At 55.6% G+C, this 17,522-nt stretch carries 19 protein-coding genes; 14 read left to right on the top strand and 5 right to left on the bottom strand.

The features are described from left to right. Positions 1 to 10: 10 nt before the first annotated feature. The 3 genes from speA to AWR26_RS25865 all read right to left on the bottom strand — a co-directional run bounded on the left by speA (position 11) and on the right by AWR26_RS25865 (position 2,415). Positions 11 to 1,987, bottom strand: a complete 1,977-nt coding sequence (gene speA, locus AWR26_RS04045) for a biosynthetic arginine decarboxylase (protein ID WP_071892602.1) — start codon at positions 1,985 to 1,987, stop codon at positions 11 to 13. Positions 1,988 to 1,995: 8 nt separating this feature from the next. Next, complete coding sequence (gene yqgB, locus AWR26_RS25885; protein ID WP_139227928.1) at positions 1,996 to 2,178, bottom strand: acid stress response protein YqgB; 183 nt, start codon at positions 2,176 to 2,178, stop codon at positions 1,996 to 1,998. Positions 2,179 to 2,271: 93 nt separating this feature from the next. Further along, complete coding sequence (locus AWR26_RS25865; RefSeq protein WP_269467832.1) at positions 2,272 to 2,415, bottom strand: hypothetical protein; 144 nt, start codon at positions 2,413 to 2,415, stop codon at positions 2,272 to 2,274. Between the two features lie 418 nt (positions 2,416 to 2,833). On the opposite strand from AWR26_RS25865, the gene metK reads away from it, so the two are divergent. From metK to ruvX, 8 genes are all read left to right on the top strand, one after another. Beyond that, positions 2,834 to 3,985 carry a methionine adenosyltransferase gene (gene metK / locus AWR26_RS04030; RefSeq protein WP_007370216.1) on the top strand — a complete coding sequence of 384 codons (1,152 nt, stop codon included), beginning with the start codon at positions 2,834 to 2,836 and terminating at the stop codon, positions 3,983 to 3,985. A gap of 390 nt (positions 3,986 to 4,375) precedes the next feature. Continuing rightward, entirely contained in the window at positions 4,376 to 5,770 is a 1,395-nt protein-coding gene (locus AWR26_RS04025) for a sugar porter family MFS transporter (protein WP_064563772.1), read from the top strand. 79 nt (positions 5,771 to 5,849) lie between these two features. Further along, complete coding sequence (locus AWR26_RS04020) at positions 5,850 to 6,356, top strand: SprT family zinc-dependent metalloprotease (protein WP_071892598.1); 507 nt, start codon at positions 5,850 to 5,852, stop codon at positions 6,354 to 6,356. A gap of 86 nt (positions 6,357 to 6,442) precedes the next feature. After that, the gene (gene endA, locus AWR26_RS04015) at positions 6,443 to 7,141 is read left to right on the top strand and encodes a deoxyribonuclease I (RefSeq protein ID WP_064563771.1); all 699 of its coding nucleotides are present in this window, start codon (positions 6,443 to 6,445) and stop codon (positions 7,139 to 7,141) included. A 91-nt stretch (positions 7,142 to 7,232) separates the two neighbouring features. Continuing rightward, positions 7,233 to 7,964: a 16S rRNA (uracil(1498)-N(3))-methyltransferase gene (gene rsmE, locus AWR26_RS04010; RefSeq protein ID WP_064563769.1), complete on the top strand. Its 732-nt coding sequence runs from the start codon at positions 7,233 to 7,235 to the stop codon at positions 7,962 to 7,964. A gap of 13 nt (positions 7,965 to 7,977) precedes the next feature. Further along, complete coding sequence (gene gshB, locus AWR26_RS04005) at positions 7,978 to 8,925, top strand: glutathione synthase (protein WP_064563767.1); 948 nt, start codon at positions 7,978 to 7,980, stop codon at positions 8,923 to 8,925. Between the two features lie 118 nt (positions 8,926 to 9,043). Further along, complete coding sequence (locus tag AWR26_RS04000; protein WP_007370209.1) at positions 9,044 to 9,607, top strand: YqgE/AlgH family protein; 564 nt, start codon at positions 9,044 to 9,046, stop codon at positions 9,605 to 9,607. After that, a complete protein-coding gene (ruvX, locus tag AWR26_RS03995) occupies positions 9,607 to 10,023 on the top strand; it encodes a Holliday junction resolvase RuvX (protein WP_007370208.1) in 417 nt (138 codons plus the stop codon). The genes AWR26_RS04000 and ruvX overlap by 1 nt, the downstream gene beginning before the upstream one ends. 152 nt (positions 10,024 to 10,175) lie before the next feature. On the opposite strand, the gene AWR26_RS03990 is transcribed toward ruvX, so the two are convergent. Continuing rightward, a complete protein-coding gene (locus AWR26_RS03990; RefSeq protein WP_064563765.1) occupies positions 10,176 to 10,868 on the bottom strand; it encodes an IclR family transcriptional regulator domain-containing protein in 693 nt (230 codons plus the stop codon). 65 nt (positions 10,869 to 10,933) lie between these two features. On the opposite strand from AWR26_RS03990, the gene AWR26_RS03985 reads away from it, so the two are divergent. Further along, a complete protein-coding gene (locus AWR26_RS03985) occupies positions 10,934 to 13,192 on the top strand; it encodes an FAD-dependent oxidoreductase (protein ID WP_064563763.1) in 2,259 nt (752 codons plus the stop codon). Here the strand turns inward: AWR26_RS03985 and AWR26_RS03980 are convergent. Further along, positions 13,189 to 14,169, bottom strand: coding sequence for a type IV pilus twitching motility protein PilT (locus AWR26_RS03980; RefSeq protein WP_064563761.1), 981 nt, complete (start codon positions 14,167 to 14,169; stop codon positions 13,189 to 13,191). The genes AWR26_RS03985 and AWR26_RS03980 overlap by 4 nt on opposite strands. 17 nt (positions 14,170 to 14,186) lie before the next feature. Here AWR26_RS03980 and AWR26_RS03975 point away from each other — a divergent pair, with 17 nt between their 5' ends. The 5 genes from AWR26_RS03975 to hemW are packed head-to-tail and all read left to right on the top strand — an operon-like array spanning position 14,187 to position 17,494. Next, a complete protein-coding gene (locus AWR26_RS03975) occupies positions 14,187 to 14,891 on the top strand; it encodes a YggS family pyridoxal phosphate-dependent enzyme (RefSeq protein ID WP_064563759.1) in 705 nt (234 codons plus the stop codon). An 18-nt stretch (positions 14,892 to 14,909) separates the two neighbouring features. Next, positions 14,910 to 15,476, top strand: a complete 567-nt coding sequence (locus AWR26_RS03970) for a YggT family protein (protein ID WP_064563757.1) — start codon at positions 14,910 to 14,912, stop codon at positions 15,474 to 15,476. Next, a complete protein-coding gene (gene yggU / locus AWR26_RS03965) occupies positions 15,473 to 15,763 on the top strand; it encodes a DUF167 family protein YggU (protein ID WP_043956611.1) in 291 nt (96 codons plus the stop codon). Before AWR26_RS03970 ends, yggU begins: the two co-directional genes overlap by 4 nt. An 8-nt stretch (positions 15,764 to 15,771) precedes the next feature. Then, on the top strand, positions 15,772 to 16,365 hold the full coding sequence (locus AWR26_RS03960; protein WP_064563755.1) for an XTP/dITP diphosphatase: 594 nt from the start codon (positions 15,772 to 15,774) through the stop codon (positions 16,363 to 16,365). After that, positions 16,358 to 17,494: a radical SAM family heme chaperone HemW gene (gene hemW / locus AWR26_RS03955; RefSeq protein WP_064563753.1), complete on the top strand. Its 1,137-nt coding sequence runs from the start codon at positions 16,358 to 16,360 to the stop codon at positions 17,492 to 17,494. The genes AWR26_RS03960 and hemW overlap by 8 nt, the downstream gene beginning before the upstream one ends. The last annotated feature ends 28 nt before the right edge of the window (positions 17,495 to 17,522 follow it).

Raw genomic sequence — 17,522 nt, 5'->3', positions numbered from 1 at the left:
CATTACTGCGTTATTCGTCTTCCAGATAGGTGTAACCGTAGAGACCCGATTCGAACTCTTCGAGGAACTGCTGTTGCAGCGCTTCGTCCAGACCGGTCTGCTTCACCTGATCGCGGAACTGCGTCAGTAACGTATTCGGATCGAGCTGCACATACTGCAACATATCCGCCACCGTATCCCCTTCGTCAGACAGTTCAACTTCCACACTGCCATCCGGGAAGACAAACACGTCAACCGCTTCGGTATCACCAAACAGGTTATGCATGTTACCGAGGATCTCCTGGTACGCGCCCACCATAAAGAAGCCCAGCATTGGCGGGTTCTCCGGATCGTATTCCGGCATCGGCATAGTAGTCGCGATGCCGTCGCCATCCACGTAATGATCAATGGCACCGTCAGAATCACAGGTAATATCGAGCAGCACCGCGCGGCGTTCCGGCGCATGGTTCAGCCCTTCCAGCGGCAATACCGGGAACAGTTGATCGATACCCCAGGCATCCGGCATCGACTGAAACAGCGAGAAGTTGACGTACATTTTGTCCGCCATACGTTCCTGTAGTTCGTCGATAATCGGGCGATGCGCTCGGTTGCTCGGATCGAGCTGCTTCTGCACTTCATGGCACATATTCAGATAGAGCTGCTCAGCCCAGGCGCGTTCTTGCAGGCTGAAAGTGCCAGAGGAATAGCCGACATGAATATCATGCAGATCCATCTGACTGTCATGCAGCCATTCACGCAGAGAACGGCGGGTGCCAGGCTCATGCATCTCCTGCCAGGTTTCCCACATGCTTTGCAGCGCACGCGGCGCATCTTCCGCTGGTGGAGTCGCTTGCGTGTACTCGTTACGCTCAACGCCAATAATGTTAGAAACCAGCACGGTGTGATGCGCCGTCACCGCGCGGCCGGATTCGGTGATCACCGTCGGATGCGGCAAGCCATGCTCTTCGCAGGCATCGCCAATCGCCCAAATGATGTTGTTGGCATACTCATTCAGGCCATAGTTGACTGAGCAGTCGGACTGCGAGCGCGTACCTTCATAATCCACGCCCAGACCGCCGCCGACATCGAAGCACTGGATATTGACGCCCAGCTTATGCAGCTCGACGTAGAAACGCGCCGATTCACGCACGCCCGTCGCGATATCACGGATGTTGGCCATCTGCGAACCGAGGTGGAAATGCAATAACTGAATGCTGTCCAGACGTCCGCGCTCGCGCAGGATCTCTACCAGTTGCAGCACCTGCGTTGCCGCAAGGCCAAATTTCGATTTCTCGCCGCCGGAGGATTGCCATTTGCCGGAACCTTGCGATGCCAGACGCGCGCGTACGCCGAGGCGCGGCACCACGTTCAGGCGTTCAGCTTCTTCCAGCACGATGGCGATTTCGGTCATTTTCTCAATCACCAGATAGACCTTGTGGCCCATCTTTTCGCCAATCAGCGCAAGACGAATGTATTCACGATCTTTATAACCGTTACAAACAATCACCGAACGGGTCATGCCGGCATGTGCCAGAACGGCCATCAATTCCGCTTTGGAACCGGCTTCCAGCCCCAGCGGTTCACCGGAATGGATCAGGGATTCAATCACACGGCGATGCTGGTTCACCTTGATCGGGTAAACCAGGAAGTAATCGCCGTTGTAGCCGTAGGATTCACGCGCGCGTTTGAACGCGGCATTAATCGAGCGCAGACGGTGTTGCAGGATCTGCGGGAAGCAGAACAATGCAGGCAGACGTTGCCCCTGTGCTTCACGTGCTTTTACCAGCTGTGCCAGGTCGACACGGGCTTCCGGGACGTCCGGATCCGGGCAAACGCTGATATGGCCCAGCTCGTTGACGTCGTAGTAGTTATTGCCCCACCAGGCAATGTTATAAGTACGAAGCATCTTGCTGGCTTCCTGGGAGCTCATCGCAACCTCCTGCATGGAACGTAGTACACCCTGTTCGCCTGCTGACGAAGGCGAAAACGAAGACATGTCGTCAGACATAGCGAACCTCAATCTATAAAAGTGTATACCCTGCGCACATCACGCTGAGCGATTGCCGAAGCGCGAAGAGACACAGGTATAAAATAGTTGACTACTATCGCAGTGACACATAGCGATAACAACCCATAAACAGCCTGGCTTAGCCTGATTTCAGCCCAACACCACGCCTGTGCGACCGGTTTCTTTTTCATATCATTGTAAAACACGCATCCGAACGTCTGTATGACAGCCCGGCGAAACCACGAGAAAACCCCTGTATTAGCAGGAGAGCCCTTGTTCAGGTATCACAACGCCTTACCGGCCCTGGAGTCCTGGGAAGCGCCGAAATGGGTATAACATCGGCAGGTTTGCAGATTAGAAATGCAGGTTGCGGGGAATAAACGCACGCCAGAACGGCGCGACAGATTCTGCGGAAAACAACGGTTCATTATTTCTTATCACCTCCAACGCAAGCCATAGCGACCTGCGACAAGCCAAAGCCCTGAATCAACTGCTTAACCCGGCTGGAAGTGGCGACATGGCGTTTTGACCATGCGCTTTTTTTTAAGAGCCGCGCGCGGCGTTTTATACCGACAACGGGGTGAAAATGCAAAATAAAAAAGCTATGTTTGCCGCATTGTCAGGAAAAATTTCCGTCACTATTTGTGTCAGGATGAGGTCAGGATCAAAAAAAGGCTGGCAATGGGTTCAACAAGTGACCTAAAATAGCCATCCAGATGTTAATCCATCCAGATTGATTAACTCTCAGACTTCTTGTGCCATCATCTGCAATCTGCGCCGCCAGGCGTGAAAACATCCGGGCACAGAATTCGAGCTAACCGTATTACTCCAGGGTGAAAACTTACTATGGCAAAACACCTTTTTACGTCCGAGTCCGTTTCTGAAGGGCATCCTGACAAAATTGCTGACCAAATTTCAGACGCCGTGCTGGATGCCATCCTCGAACAGGATCCGAAAGCGCGCGTAGCATGCGAAACCTATGTTAAAACCGGTATGGTGCTGGTTGGCGGTGAAATCACTACCAGCGCATGGGTCGATATCGAAGAGATCACCCGTAACACCGTGCGCGAAATCGGCTATGTGCACTCCGACATGGGCTTTGATGCCAACTCTTGTGCCGTACTGAGCGCCATTGGTAAGCAATCTCCGGACATCAACCAGGGTGTTGACCGTGCCGATCCGCTGGAACAGGGCGCTGGCGACCAGGGGCTGATGTTTGGTTACGCGACCAATGAAACTGACGTGTTAATGCCAGCACCGATCACCTACGCCCACCGTCTGGTAGAGCGTCAGGCTGAAGTGCGTAAAAACGGCACCCTGCCGTGGCTGCGCCCGGACGCAAAAAGCCAGGTCACTTTCCAGTATGATGATGGCAAAATCGCCGGCATCGATGCTGTCGTTCTGTCTACGCAGCACGCTGAAGAGATTGACCAGAAATCGCTGCAGGAAGCGGTTATGGAAGAGATCATCAAGCCGATCCTGCCAGCCGAGTGGCTGAACGCATCCACCAAATTCTTTATCAACCCGACCGGCCGTTTCGTTATCGGCGGCCCAATGGGCGATTGCGGTCTGACCGGCCGTAAAATCATCGTTGATACCTACGGCGGTATGGCTCGTCACGGTGGCGGCGCATTCTCCGGTAAAGATCCGTCGAAAGTGGACCGTTCCGCAGCGTATGCCGCACGTTACGTGGCGAAAAACATCGTTGCTGCGGGTCTGGCCGATCGTTGTGAAATTCAGGTTTCCTACGCTATCGGTATCGCAGAACCCACCTCCATCATGGTGGAAACCTTCGGTACGGAGAAAGTGCCGACCGAACAACTGACGCTGCTGGTCCGTGAATTCTTCGACCTGCGTCCGTACGGTCTGATCCAGATGCTGGATCTGCTGCACCCGATCTACAAACAAACCGCTGCATACGGTCACTTTGGTCGCGAAACTTTCCCATGGGAAAAAACCGACAAAGCCGCCCTGCTGCGTGAAGCTGCCGGCCTGTAATAATCCGCTGACAGTTTTCTTCTAAAGGCCAGCCTCGTGCTGGCCTTTTGCATTTCTCGTCCGGTTATTTTCGCCGTCTATACTGTTAACGCCTGCCTGATATTTTTCTGAAAGCGATTACACGTCACCGCTTCGCTGATTTTTTTCAGAGTTTTCCTTTTGAAAAAGGAGTGAAGCAGAGTTGTTACATTACGTTTCGGCTTAGTCTGAAACTTCTCCCTGGCACTCACCTTCCAACGTAAACAATCCTATAATATTTAACACTTTTATTTACATTACCGACTTTAGCGGAATGTAATCGATTACACTCATGTGATGTAAATCACGTAATTTTGCCGGTAACTGGCCTACTTTTGTCACCGGAAAACCAATACACCAATGGAGGGCATCATGCCTGACAATAAAAAACAGGGGCATTCAAATAAGGCGATGACCTTTTTTGTTTGTTTCCTCGCTGCACTGGCAGGGTTACTTTTTGGTCTGGATATTGGGGTTATTGCGGGTGCGCTGCCCTTTATCACCAAAGATTTTCAAATTAGCTCACATATCCAGGAGTGGGTGGTCAGTTCAATGATGTTCGGCGCCGCCGTCGGCGCTGTCGGCAGCGGCTGGCTCTCCTGGCGCCTGGGTCGTAAAAAAAGTTTGATGATTGGCGCCGTACTGTTTGTCGTGGGTTCGCTGTGCTCTGCCGCCGCGCCGAATGTGGAAGTGTTAATTATTTCCCGCGTGCTGCTTGGCCTGGCGGTTGGGATCGCCTCCTATACCGCGCCGCTCTATCTTTCCGAGATCGCGCCGGAAAAAATTCGCGGCAGCATGATCTCAATGTATCAGTTGATGATCACCATCGGGATTCTCGGCGCGTATCTCTCGGACACGGCCTTCAGCTACAGCGGTGCATGGCGCTGGATGCTGGGCGTGATTATCATTCCGGCGATTTTGCTGCTGATTGGCGTCTTCTTCCTGCCGGACAGCCCGCGCTGGTTTGCCGCCAAACGCCGTTTCCACGATGCAGAACGCGTGCTATTACGCCTGCGTGACACCAGCGCGGAAGCGAAAAATGAGCTGGAAGAGATCCGCGAAAGCCTGCAAGTGAAACAGACCGGCTGGGCGCTGTTTAAAGAGAACAGCAATTTCCGTCGCGCGGTGTTCCTCGGCGTGCTGTTGCAAATCATGCAGCAGTTCACCGGTATGAACGTCATCATGTACTACGCGCCGAAAATCTTTGAACTGGCGGGTTACAGCAATACCAACGAGCAGATGTGGGGCACCGTTATCGTTGGTCTGACTAACGTGCTTGCTACCTTTATCGCTATTGGTCTGGTAGACCGCTGGGGACGTAAACCGACGCTGGTGCTGGGCTTCCTGGTGATGGCCGCCGGGATGGGTATTCTCGGTACGATGCTGCATCTGGGCATCCACTCACCTTCCGCGCAGTACTTTGCCGTCGCCATGTTGCTGATGTTCATTGTGGGTTTTGCCATGAGCGCCGGTCCGCTGATCTGGGTGCTGTGCTCCGAAATCCAGCCGCTGAAAGGCCGCGACTTCGGTATTACCTGCTCCACCGCCACTAACTGGATTGCCAATATGATCGTCGGCGCAACCTTCCTGACGATGCTGAACTCGCTGGGCAATGCCAACACCTTCTGGGTTTACGGCGCGCTGAACCTGCTGTTCATCGTACTGACCCTGTGGCTGGTGCCGGAAACCAAACACGTTTCGCTGGAGCACATCGAGCGTAACCTGATGCGTGGTCGTCCGCTGCGCGAGATCGGTTCCCACAATTAACCCTTCAGGCTTCCTCTACGGAGGAAGCCTCTGTTTTGCCTGTTGCACTCGCGCTTCGCCGATCCTATTCTCTGCAACTATGAAAACTCCCCGTCTTCCCATCGCCATCCAGCAAGCCGTCATGCAGAGCCTGCGGGATAAACTTGCCCTTGCGAACCAGAAACTGGGGCGCAGCTATCCCGAACCTAAAGTGGTGTATCAACAGCGCGGCACGGCTGCGGGCACCGCCTGGCTGGCGGATTACGAAATCCGTCTCAACCCCGTGCTGTTGCTGGAAAACCAGCAGGCATTTGTTGAAGAAGTGGTTCCGCATGAACTGGCGCATCTGCTGGTGTGGAAACACTTCGGTCGCGTTGCGCCGCACGGTAAAGAGTGGAAATGGATGATGGAGAGCGTGCTTGGCGTCCCTGCCCGCCGCACGCACCAGTTCGAACTGGAATCGGTACGGCGCAATACTTTCCCATATCATTGTCGATGCCAGCAACACCAGCTTACGGTACGCCGACACAACCGCGTACTGCGCGGCGAGGCGGTTTACCGCTGTGTACGCTGTGGCGAACCGCTCATTGCCGACGCGACTAACTGAATCCATTAAGAAATTTTCTGCTCTTACTGATTGCATCAGACAACGCCTTCCGCTACGTTGCGAACTCGTTTCACAGGGAGTTCGCTATGTTTCGTCTTTTCTCACTATTCATCACATTGTTCGCCATTCCCGCTTTCGCAGCGGAGGGCATAAACAGCTTTGCCCAGGCAAAAGCGGCGGGAGCCAAAGTTAACGCCGACGCACCGGGCGACTTCTACTGCGGCTGCAAAATTAACTGGCAAGGTAAAAAAGGAGTGGTTGACCTCGCTTCCTGCGGTTACAAGGTGCGAAAAAATGAAAATCGCGCCAGCCGCATTGAATGGGAGCATGTGATGCCTGCGTGGCAGTTCGGCCATCTGCGCCAGTGCTGGCAGGATGGCGGTCGGAAAAACTGCGCCAAAGATCCGGTCTACCGCAAAATTGAAAGCGATATGCACAACCTGCAACCCGCCGTTGGTGAAGTGAATGGCGATCGCGGCAACTTTATGTATAGCCAGTGGAATGGCGGCGACGGCCAGTACGGCCAGTGCGGTATGAAGATTGATTTCAAAGCGAAGCTCGCTGAGCCGCCAGCCCGCGCCCGCGGTGCGATTGCCCGTACCTACTTCTATATGCGCGATCAATATCAGCTCAACCTTTCACGCCAGCAAACGCAACTGTTTACCGCGTGGGATAAGCAGTATCCGGTGACGGACTGGGAATGCACGCGCGATGCACGCATTGCCGAGGTGCAGGGCAACCACAACCCTTACGTGCAGCGCGCTTGCATGGCGCGAAAGAGCTAACCTACACTAGCGACAATTGATTATCGACAGGTGCAGCGGCCCACTTTCCCCCCATGAGCCGCTGCATCGCCTGACAGACGGAATTTCAAACATGCGTATTCCCCGCATCCATCACCCTGAACCTCTTCAGCCGGGCCATGAAATCGCGCTGAGCGAAGATGCCGCCAACCACGTTGGCCGCGTGCTGCGTATGGGGCCGGGCCAGGCTATTCAACTGTTCGACGGAACCAACCAGGTGTTCGATGCCGAGATTGTTCGCGCAGATAAGAAAAGCGTGGTGGTGAACATTTTGCGTAGCGAAGTGGACGACCGTGAATCCCCGCTGCATATCCATCTGGGCCAGGTGATGTCGCGCGGCGAAAAGATGGAATTCACCATTCAGAAGTCGATAGAGCTGGGCGTAAGCCTCATTACGCCACTTTTTTCTGAGCGCTGCGGGGTTAAACTGGACGCCGAGCGCCTGAACAAAAAGCTCCAGCAGTGGCAGAAAATCGCTATTGCCGCTTGCGAACAGTGCGGTCGTAACCGTATTCCGGAAATTCGCCCGGCGATGGATCTGGAAGCGTGGTGCGCCGAAGAAGATGCCGGTCTGAAACTGAACCTGCATCCGCGCGCCAGCCAGAGCATCAACACGCTTCCGCTGCCGGTTGAGCGCATTCGATTGCTGATAGGCCCGGAAGGCGGCCTCTCTGCTGATGAGATCGCCATGACCGCAGGCTATCAGTTTACGGACATTTTGTTAGGGCCACGCGTACTGCGTACAGAAACTACGGCGCTTACCGCCATCACCGCGCTTCAGGTCCGCTTTGGCGACCTGGGTTGAAAGGAGAAGCAGAATGATCAAGCTTGGCATCGTGATGGATCCCATCGCGGACATTAACATCAAAAAAGACACCAGCTTCGCCATGCTGCTGGAAGCACAGCGCCGCGGCTATGAGCTGCACTATATGGAGATGGCGGATCTTTACCTGATCAATGGTGAAGCCCGCGCCCGCGCCCGCACGCTTTCCGTCGAACAGAACTACGACAAATGGTACGAATTCGGCAGCGAGCAGGATATTGCGCTGGCCGATCTGGACACCATCCTGATGCGTAAAGATCCGCCGTTCGACACCGAATATATCTACGCCACCTATATCCTTGAGCGTGCGGAAGAGAAAGGCACGCTGATCGTTAACAAGCCGCAGAGCCTGCGCGACTGTAATGAAAAATTGTTCACTGCCTGGTTCCCGGATCTGACGCCGGAAACGCTGGTTACACGCAACAAAGCGCAGTTGAAAGCGTTCTGGCAAAAGCACACCGACATCATCCTTAAACCGCTGGACGGCATGGGCGGCACGTCGATTTTCCGCGTCAAAGAGGGCGATCCGAACCTGTCGGTGATTACTGAAACGCTGACCGAACTGGGTAGCCGTTACTGCATGGCGCAAAACTATCTGCCAGCGATCAAAGACGGTGACAAGCGCGTGCTGGTGGTTGACGGTGAACCGGTGCCTTACTGCCTGGCACGCATTCCGCAGGGCGGCGAAACCCGCGGCAACCTGGCGGCGGGCGGCCGCGGCGAACCGCGTCCGTTAAGCGAAAGTGACTGGGCGATTGCGCGCAAAGTTGCGCCGGTGCTGAAAGCCAAAGGGCTGATTTTTGTTGGCCTGGATATCATCGGCGATCGTCTGACCGAAATTAACGTGACCAGCCCGACCTGCGTGCGTGAAATTGAGGCTGAATTCCCGATCTCCATCACCGGCATGCTGATGGATGCCATCGAAAAACGTCTGGGTAAATAATCTCAGCGCACAGGGCGGGAAGGATCCCGCCCATGACAGCATTGCCAGGTGACAGCTCTGCGCTTTCCCCCCATACTAGGCTGTCGCTTTTTTGAACCAGGAAACAGAACCTCTGACAATGAATTTACAGCATCACTTTCTTATTGCCATGCCTGCTCTTCAGGATCCTCTCTTTCGGCGCTCGGTAGTCTATATCTGCGAGTACAACGACGAAGGTGCAATGGGGCTGATTATTAATAAGCCGCTGGAAAACCTGAAAGTTGACGGTGTTCTGGAAAAACTCAAAATCCAGCCAGAAGCGCGGGATCCGGCCATCCGCCTGGACAAACCGGTGCTGCTGGGCGGCCCGCTGGCGGAAGATCGTGGTTTTATCCTGCATACGCCGCCCGCCACATTCGCTTCCAGCATTCGCGTTTCGGATAATACCGTGGTCACCACCTCACGCGATGTACTGGAAACCCTTGGAACGGCAGAACAGCCGAGCGAAGTGCTGGTCGCGCTGGGATACGCCTCGTGGGAAAAAGGGCAACTGGAGCAAGAGATCATGGATAACGCCTGGCTTACCGCCCCGGCCGATCTCAACATTCTGTTCAAAACGCCGATCGCCGACCGCTGGCGCGAAGCGGCAAAACTTATCGGTATCGATATCTCCACTATGCCTGGCGTAGCGGGGCATGCCTGATGAGCGGAACCTTGCTGGCCTTTGATTTTGGCACCAAAAGCATTGGCGTCGCCATTGGGCAACGCATCACCGGCACGGCGCGTCCGCTCACCGCGCTGAAAGCGCAGGACGGCACGCCAGACTGGAAGCTTATCGAAAAACTACTGAAAGAGTGGCAGCCAGAAACGGTCATCGTCGGTTTGCCGCTCAATATGGATGGCACCGAACAGCCGCTGACGGCGCGCGCACGCAATTTTGCCAATAAAGTGCACGGTCGTTTTGGCGTGAAAGTTACACTGCACGATGAGCGGTTAAGTACTGTAGAAGCGCGTGCCGGTTTGTTCGAACGCGGCGGTTTTCGCGCCCTCGACAAAGGCAGCGTTGATTCCGCCTCCGCCGTGATCATCCTCGAAAGCTATTTCGAGCAGCACGCCTGATCCTCGCTTCAATTCAGTTGTGTAACAACTTCTTCTGAAAAAGCCGCGCCTCGACCGCGGCTTTTTGCCGATCGTTTTCACAGTTTCCGCCTGCCCTTTTTGCATTTCCATTATTGTTTCTATAAAAGAAACATAACAGAGCAATAAATCTGTCAGGCCTTTTCCGTCAGATGGCTGACCAGCGTATGAAGCGCCTGCAAGCGGGTTTCGACTTCAGCGTCTTCGATGTTCCACATCCCGGCAAAGGCCAGCGCCGCAGAGTGCGCGCCGAGGGGTTTGGCCATCGACACTTCGCCGTCGTCATGATGCCAGACCACATGCCCCTGCTGACGCTGAAGAGCGACATGTGGGCCAAGCTGCTGCCACTGCTCGTCGGTAAAGCGTTTTTGCAGTTCATCATCGCTTTCCGCCGCCAGCAGCGACATGCCGATGACAGATTGCCAGGCGGGCAGCATATGAAAACCGGCCAGCGCCTGGCTGACCTGGCTGCCGGGTTCGGAGTGATAGATATAGATGACCTGATCCTCCCACAGCACGCCCATCGCCACCACGATGTCTTTCGGGGCGTGGCGTTCTAGCAGAGGGAGCGCCTGGGAGAAAAGCGCCGAGCCGCGAATCGCCTGCGCCGCCAGCGCATGGATGCCAGGCCCTGGCAGATAGCGGCGCTGAGCATCCTGCATGGTCAGGCCGATCGACGCCATGGTCATCAGCAACCGGTTGACGCGCGTGGTGTTAATGCCCATCAGGCGCGCCAGCTCGCGGCAACCAATGGCGCGACCACTGGAAACCAGGTACTGCAGGCAGCGGATACCGTCAATCAGGCTTTGGTTTGGTTGTGAGGACATTCAGGATTCGCTTATCAGATTGCTCAAAATTCGATTTTACCGTCAGTAAAGAAGGATACAAGGTTATGAAGATCTTTCCCCATAGCGAGGCGAGAACCTTTCCGACGCAGCATCTGCGCTGCGATCTGTTGGTCGCAGGCGGCGGGCTTGCCGGTCTTTGCGCCGCTCTTGCGGCTGCCCGCGACGGTTTACAAGTGGTGCTGATTCAGGACAGGCCAGTGCTTGGCGGGAATGCTTCCAGCGAAGTAAGGCTATGGGCGAATGGCGCCACGTCGCATATGGGGAACAATAACCGCTGGGCGCGCGAAGGCGGCATCATGGGCGAAATCATGGAAGAGAACCTTTGGCGCAACAAAGAGGGCAACCCGGTGATGTTCGATCTGGTCCTGCTGGATTTGGCAAAAAGCCAGCCGGGGTTAACGCTTCTGCTGAATACCGCCGTTTATGAAGTAGAAAAAGAGCAGCAGCGCATTACCCAGATCAAAGCCTTCAATCCGATCAACGAAACCTTTTATCGCGTAAATGCAGCGCAGTTTTGCGATGCCACCGGCGATGGCGTACTGGGTTTTCTGGCGGGCGCTGAATATCGCGAGGGCGCGGAAGAGGCACAAGAACTGGGCGAGAAGATGGCGCCGGGGGATCATTTTGGTCATAAGCTGGGCCATTCGATCTACTTCTACACCAAACAAACTGATGGTCCGGTCAACTTTGTACCGCCCTCTTTTGCACTGCAAGATATTACCGAAATCCCGCGCTACAAGCGGCTGACATCAACGCTGAACGGTTGCGATTTATGGTGGCTGGAGTGGGGGGGCCGCCTGGATACCGTGCATGAAAGCGAAGAGATCAAATGGGAACTGTGGAAAATCGTCTGGGGCGTTTGGGATCATATTAAAAACTCCGGCAACTTCCCGGAAGCCGCCAATATGACCATCGAATGGGTGGGCGCAATTCCTGGCAAGCGCGAAAGCCGCCGCTTCCTCGGCGATCATTTACTGTGCCAGCAGGATATTATCGAACAACGCGATCACTACGATGCCGTGGCCTACGGCGGCTGGTCGATCGACCTGCATCCAGCGGATGGCGTTTACAGCACACACGACGGTTGCCGACAGTTTCACAGCAAAGGCACCTACACCATTCCATTTCGCTGCCTTTATAGCCGCTCGCTGGACAATCTGTTCCTCACCGGCAGGTTAATTTCCGCCTCCCATGTCGCGTTTGGCAGCGCCCGCGTGATGTGCACCTGCGGTCTGCTGGGGGAAGTGGTGGGACGCGCCGCCGCACTTTGTAACACAGAGCGCCTTACCCCGCGTGAACTGGCGGAGCCTGCGCACATCGGCCTACTGCAACAGCAGTTACAGGCTAACGGCTGCTATATTCCGCGACGCTGGCTGAACGATCCGGCGGCCGGAGCGGAGGTCAGCGCCAGCAGCGAATATCAACTGACTGAACTGCCTGCCAATGGTCGCTGGCACGCATTAACCGGGCGGATGGCGCTGCTGCTGCCGGTACAGGCTGGCGCAAAATTGCCTGATTTCGCGCTGTTTCTACGGGCCAAAACGCCGCAAACGCTGGCAGTATCCCTGCTTGGCAGCGCGCGAGCCGGAAATTTTACCCCCGATTATCAACACGATGAGTCTGTGTTACAGGTTTCCGGCGAAGCCTGGCACACCTTGTCATTCCGCTGGAAGAGCGAGCGCGATCAGTATCTGTTTATCGCTTTCGACGCGCAGGATGCGATCGAGATCGCCCTGACGGACACGCATCTGCCCGGCATGATGACGGTATTTAACAGCCTGAATGCACGCGTAGCGAAACACACTCGTCAGGTTGTCGATGGCGATTATGGCGTCGATGAGTTTGACTTCTGGCTGCCGCGCCGTCATCCGCAACAAATTATGCCAGCCCTGCGCTTTAGCCAACCGTTAACAGCCTGGAGCGTACAGAATGTGCTTAACGGACGCCTGCGCCCGGAGCAGCAAATCAATGGCTGGACGCCAGATGCTCATGATCCAACGCCGAAGATCGTCTGGCGTTGGGCCACACCGCGCCAGATCCGTCATCTGACGCTGGTGCAGGACAACGATTTTGATAACGCCATGGAGTCGGTGCAAATGGGCCATCACTACGCTGTTACGCCACACTGTATTACGCACTACCGCCTGTGGGCGGACGATAAACTCCTGGCTGAAGTGCGGGATAATCACCACTCCGTCTGCCAGCACCGGTTCCCCGAACCGCTGACGGCATTGAGCATTCGGCTGGAAATCCTCGCGACTGCGGGCGCCCTGCCTGCGGTTTATTCGCTAAACGTGCGTTAAAGCCAGCCTTGCTGAACGCGTTGTTGGTGGCTTTGTGCAAAGGTCTGCATGCCCGCCTGCTGCCCGGTCTGCATCACGCCGGGCAATTGGTGCGTTTTGCCTTCGCGAATCAGATTCGCGACCGCCGGAGAGTTAATCAGCAGCTCAAACAGTGCGATCCGCCCTCCCCGCGTGTCTACTTCCAGCCTCTGCGCCAGCACCGCTTGCAGGCTTCCGGCCAGTTGGCTGCGCACCGGATCTTTCTCCTGCGCCGGAAACGTATCCACCAGACGTTCTACCGCCTGCGCAGCACCACGCGTATGTAGCGTTGCCAGCACCAGATGCCCGGTTTCCGCGGCGGTCAAGGCCAGACGGATAGTTTCGCTGTCGCGCAGCTCACCCAGCAGGATCACATCGGGATCTTCACGTAGCGCCGCACGCAAACCAGCAGCGAATGAGCAGCAGTGCTGGCCGATCTCCCGCTGCTGGATCAGGCACCGCTTGCTGGTATGGACAAATTCGATCGGATCTTCCAGCGTCAAAATATGCCCGTCATGATGTTGGTTGAGATGATCAACCATCGCTGCCAGCGTCGTGGATTTGCCGCTGCCGGTGGCGCCGGTAACCAGAATAAGCCCGTTATCCCGCTCCAGCAGCGTGTTCAGCGCGGCGGGCGCATCCAGTTCTGCGAGCAACGGGCTGCTTTGCGCCAGCAGTCGCAGCGCCAGCGAGACACCCTGATGATGGCTGAACGCGCCAGCACGCAAGCGCTGTCCGCGCGCGGTGGTCAGGGCGAAATCAACCTGCCCCTGTTCCCGCCATTGCTGCTGTAGTGCGCTGCTCAGATGCGCATTGATAAACCCGCTGACGTCAGGCGTGGGAAAAGGCGCAGGCACCAGCCGTCCCTGCTGTCGCCAGCGCGGTGGACAATGACTGCACAGGTGTAGATCCGAGACATTATGCTTTACACTAAGCTCCACTATTTCATCTATATCCATAACGCTATCCTGGAAACATGAACGATATTGCGCATAACCTGGCACAGGTCCGGGACAAAATCTCCGCTGCCGCAACACAATGCGGCCGTGCTCCAGCAGAAGTTACGTTACTTGCAGTGAGCAAAACTAAGCCTGCGAGCGCTGTCGCAGAAGCCATCGCCGCCGGACAGCGCGCGTTTGGGGAAAACTATGTTCAGGAAGGGGTCGATAAGATCCTTCACTTCCGCAAGGCGGGCGTGGATGACCTGCAATGGCACTTTATTGGGCCGTTGCAGTCCAACAAAAGCCGTCTGGTAGCCGAACATTTCGACTGGTGCCACACCATCGATCGTTTGCGCATCGCCAGCCGCTTAAGCGAACAGCGCCCCGCCGACCTGCCGCCGCTGAATGTGCTGATTCAGGTCAACATCAGCGACGAGCAGAGCAAATCGGGCATTGCCCTCAGCGAGCTGGATGCGCTGGCGGCACAGGTCGTTGAATTACCGGGTATTTGCCTGCGAGGTTTGATGGCTATCCCCGCGCCGGAAACGGAGTACGCGCGGCAGTTTGCCGTAGCACGGCAAATGGCTGTAGCATTTGAAGCGCTCAAAACACGTTATCCAACGGTGGATACCCTGTCGCTGGGCATGACGGACGACATGACCGCCGCGATTGCGGCTGGCAGCACGATGGTGCGCATCGGGACAGCCATTTTTGGTGCGCGCGATTACACGAAAAATTAAGGAATACTGAGGAACGCCATGAAGACGTTGACTTTCCTGCTCTCGACAGTGCTTGAACTCTATACGATGGTTCTGCTGTTGCGCGTCTGGATGCAGTGGGCACGCTGCGATTTTTACAACCCGTTTTCGCAGTTTGTAGTGAAAGCTACACAGCCGATTGTCGGGCCGCTGCGCCGTGTCATTCCGCCGCTGGGGCCGCTGGATAGCGCCTCGTTGCTGATCGCTTTTGTACTCAGTCTTATCAAAGCGATCGTGCTGTTTATGGTGATCACGTTCCAGCCGATCATCTGGATCTCCGCGCTGCTGATTTTATTGAAAACCATCGGTCTGATGATTTTCTGGGTACTGCTGGTCATGGCGATCATGAGTTGGGTTAGCCAGGGCCGTAGCCCAGTCGAGTACGTTTTAATACAGTTAACAGAACCGCTGCTGCGCCCAATCCGCAATCTGCTGCCAGCGATGGGCGGCATCGACTTTTCGCCGATGATTCTGGTGCTGCTGCTATACGTCATCAATATGGGCGTTGCGGAGCTGCTGCAATCCACCGGCGATATTCTTCTGCCGGGGTTGTGGATGGCACTATGAGTGCCGTTTCTACCTGTGAAGAGGGGCTGGTTTTGCGGCTGTACATTCAGCCGAAAGCCAGCCGCGACAGCATTATCGGCTTGCATGGCGACGAACTGAAAGTCGCCATCACCGCTCCGCCTGTAGACGGCCAGGCAAATGCGCACCTGGTCAAATACCTCGCAAAGCAGTTTCGCGTGGCAAAAAACCAGGTGGTGATTGAAAAAGGCGAGCTGGGCCGCCATAAGCAGATTAAAATTACCCACCCGCAACAGATCCCGACGGAAGTCGCGGCGCTAATCGATTAGGATCCACTATGCAAAAAGTTGTCCTCGCGACCGGTAATGCCGGTAAAGTGCGCGAGCTTGCCTCGCTATTGAATGATTTCGGCCTCGACGTGGTCGCTCAAACTGAACTGGGCGTTGAATCCGCAGAAGAGACCGGGCTGACGTTTATTGAGAACGCCATCCTTAAAGCCCGACACGCGGCGCAGGTTACCGGTTTGCCCGCCATCGCTGACGATTCTGGCCTGGCGGTTGATGCATTGCAGGGCGCTCCGGGGATCTATTCGGCGCGCTATTCTGGCGCGGATGCGACCGATCAGCAGAATCTGGAAAAGCTGCTCGATGCGCTGAAATCTGTTCCGGATGAACAACGTACCGCACAGTTCCACTGTGTGCTGGTCTATATGCGCCATGCGAACGATCCGACGCCACTGGTATGTCACGGTAGCTGGCCTGGCGTGATCGCGCAGCAGCCGGCAGGCAATGGCGGTTTTGGCTACGATCCAATTTTCTTTGTTCCTTCCGAGGGGAAAACCGCGGCGGAACTTACCCGCGAAGAGAAAAGCGCCATTTCCCATCGCGGTCAGGCGTTAAAATTGTTACTGGAAGCACTGCGTAATGGCTGATTTGCCACCTCTGAGCCTTTATATCCATATTCCCTGGTGCGTGCAGAAATGTCCGTACTGCGACTTCAACTCGCACGCGCTGAAGGGCGAAGTGCCGCACGACGATTACGTTCAGCATCTGCTGAACGATCTCGATGCTGACGCGCCTTGGGCACAGGGACGTGAAATAAAGACCATCTTTATTGGTGGCGGCACTCCGAGCCTGCTTTCCGGCCCGGCGATGCAAGCGCTGCTGGATGGCGTGCGCGCCCGGCTGCCGCTGGCGGCCGATGCGGAAATCACCATGGAAGCCAACCCGGGCACCGTGGAAGCGGATCGTTTTGTCGATTACCAGCGCGCGGGCGTAAACCGTATCTCCATCGGCGTGCAAAGCTTCAGTGAAACCAAGCTTCAGCGACTCGGGCGAATTCATGGCCCGCAGGAAGCCAAACGTGCAGCGAAACTGGCAAGCGGGCTGGGATTGCGCAGCTTTAACCTTGATTTGATGCACGGCCTGCCGGATCAGTCGCTGGAAGAGGCGCTGGACGATCTGCGTCAGGCCATCGAACTTAATCCGCCGCACCTGTCGTGGTATCAACTGACTATTGAACCTAATACGCTGTTTGGCTCGCGCCCGCCGGTGCTACCGGATGACGATGCATTGTGGGATATTTTCGAACAGGGGCACCAGATCCTCACTGCGGCTGGCTATCAGCAGTATGAAACCTCAGCCTATGCGAAACCGGGTTATCAGTGTCAGCACAACCTCAACTACTGGCGCTTTGGTGATTACCTGGGCATTGGTTGCGGCGCGCACGGCAAAGTGACCTTCCCGGATGGTCGCATCCTGCGCACGGCGAAGACCCGCCATCCGCGTGGGTATATGCAGGGAAAATACCTTGATAAACAGCACGATGTTGAAGCGCAGGATAAACCGTTCGAATTCTTTATGAATCGCTTTCGCCTGCTGGAGCCTGCGCCGCGTGCTGAATTCACCCGCTACACCGGGCTGGATGAAAGTACGATACGCCCGCAGATCGAGCAGGCGCTGGCATTAAATTATTTGCATGAATGCGACACGTACTGGCAAATAACCGAACACGGTAAGCTGTTTCTCAATTCCCTGCTTGAGTTATTTCTGACTGAATAAAAACTTTGGTCCTCTGCACGGAATGCAG

This window comes from Kosakonia oryzae, from assembly GCF_001658025.2.
Lineage (GTDB): Bacteria > Pseudomonadota > Gammaproteobacteria > Enterobacterales > Enterobacteriaceae > Kosakonia > Kosakonia oryzae.
This window is presented reverse-complemented; position numbering and strand designations above follow the sequence as displayed.

Coding starts and splice junctions, on each gene's coding strand:
- speA (WP_071892602.1), bottom strand. CDS start 1,987: ATGTCTGACGACATGTCTTCGTTTTCGCCTTCGTCAGCAGGCGAACAG.
- yqgB (WP_139227928.1), bottom strand. CDS start 2,178: ATGAAAAAGAAACCGGTCGCACAGGCGTGGTGTTGGGCTGAAATCAGG.
- AWR26_RS25865 (WP_269467832.1), bottom strand. CDS start 2,415: ATGAACCGTTGTTTTCCGCAGAATCTGTCGCGCCGTTCTGGCGTGCGT.
- metK (WP_007370216.1), top strand. CDS start 2,834: ATGGCAAAACACCTTTTTACGTCCGAGTCCGTTTCTGAAGGGCATCCT.
- AWR26_RS04025 (WP_064563772.1), top strand. CDS start 4,376: ATGCCTGACAATAAAAAACAGGGGCATTCAAATAAGGCGATGACCTTT.
- AWR26_RS04020 (WP_071892598.1), top strand. CDS start 5,850: ATGAAAACTCCCCGTCTTCCCATCGCCATCCAGCAAGCCGTCATGCAG.
- endA (WP_064563771.1), top strand. CDS start 6,443: ATGTTTCGTCTTTTCTCACTATTCATCACATTGTTCGCCATTCCCGCT.
- rsmE (WP_064563769.1), top strand. CDS start 7,233: ATGCGTATTCCCCGCATCCATCACCCTGAACCTCTTCAGCCGGGCCAT.
- gshB (WP_064563767.1), top strand. CDS start 7,978: ATGATCAAGCTTGGCATCGTGATGGATCCCATCGCGGACATTAACATC.
- AWR26_RS04000 (WP_007370209.1), top strand. CDS start 9,044: ATGAATTTACAGCATCACTTTCTTATTGCCATGCCTGCTCTTCAGGAT.
- ruvX (WP_007370208.1), top strand. CDS start 9,607: ATGAGCGGAACCTTGCTGGCCTTTGATTTTGGCACCAAAAGCATTGGC.
- AWR26_RS03990 (WP_064563765.1), bottom strand. CDS start 10,868: ATGTCCTCACAACCAAACCAAAGCCTGATTGACGGTATCCGCTGCCTG.
- AWR26_RS03985 (WP_064563763.1), top strand. CDS start 10,934: ATGAAGATCTTTCCCCATAGCGAGGCGAGAACCTTTCCGACGCAGCAT.
- AWR26_RS03980 (WP_064563761.1), bottom strand. CDS start 14,169: ATGGATATAGATGAAATAGTGGAGCTTAGTGTAAAGCATAATGTCTCG.
- AWR26_RS03975 (WP_064563759.1), top strand. CDS start 14,187: ATGAACGATATTGCGCATAACCTGGCACAGGTCCGGGACAAAATCTCC.
- AWR26_RS03970 (WP_064563757.1), top strand. CDS start 14,910: ATGAAGACGTTGACTTTCCTGCTCTCGACAGTGCTTGAACTCTATACG.
- yggU (WP_043956611.1), top strand. CDS start 15,473: ATGAGTGCCGTTTCTACCTGTGAAGAGGGGCTGGTTTTGCGGCTGTAC.
- AWR26_RS03960 (WP_064563755.1), top strand. CDS start 15,772: ATGCAAAAAGTTGTCCTCGCGACCGGTAATGCCGGTAAAGTGCGCGAG.
- hemW (WP_064563753.1), top strand. CDS start 16,358: ATGGCTGATTTGCCACCTCTGAGCCTTTATATCCATATTCCCTGGTGC.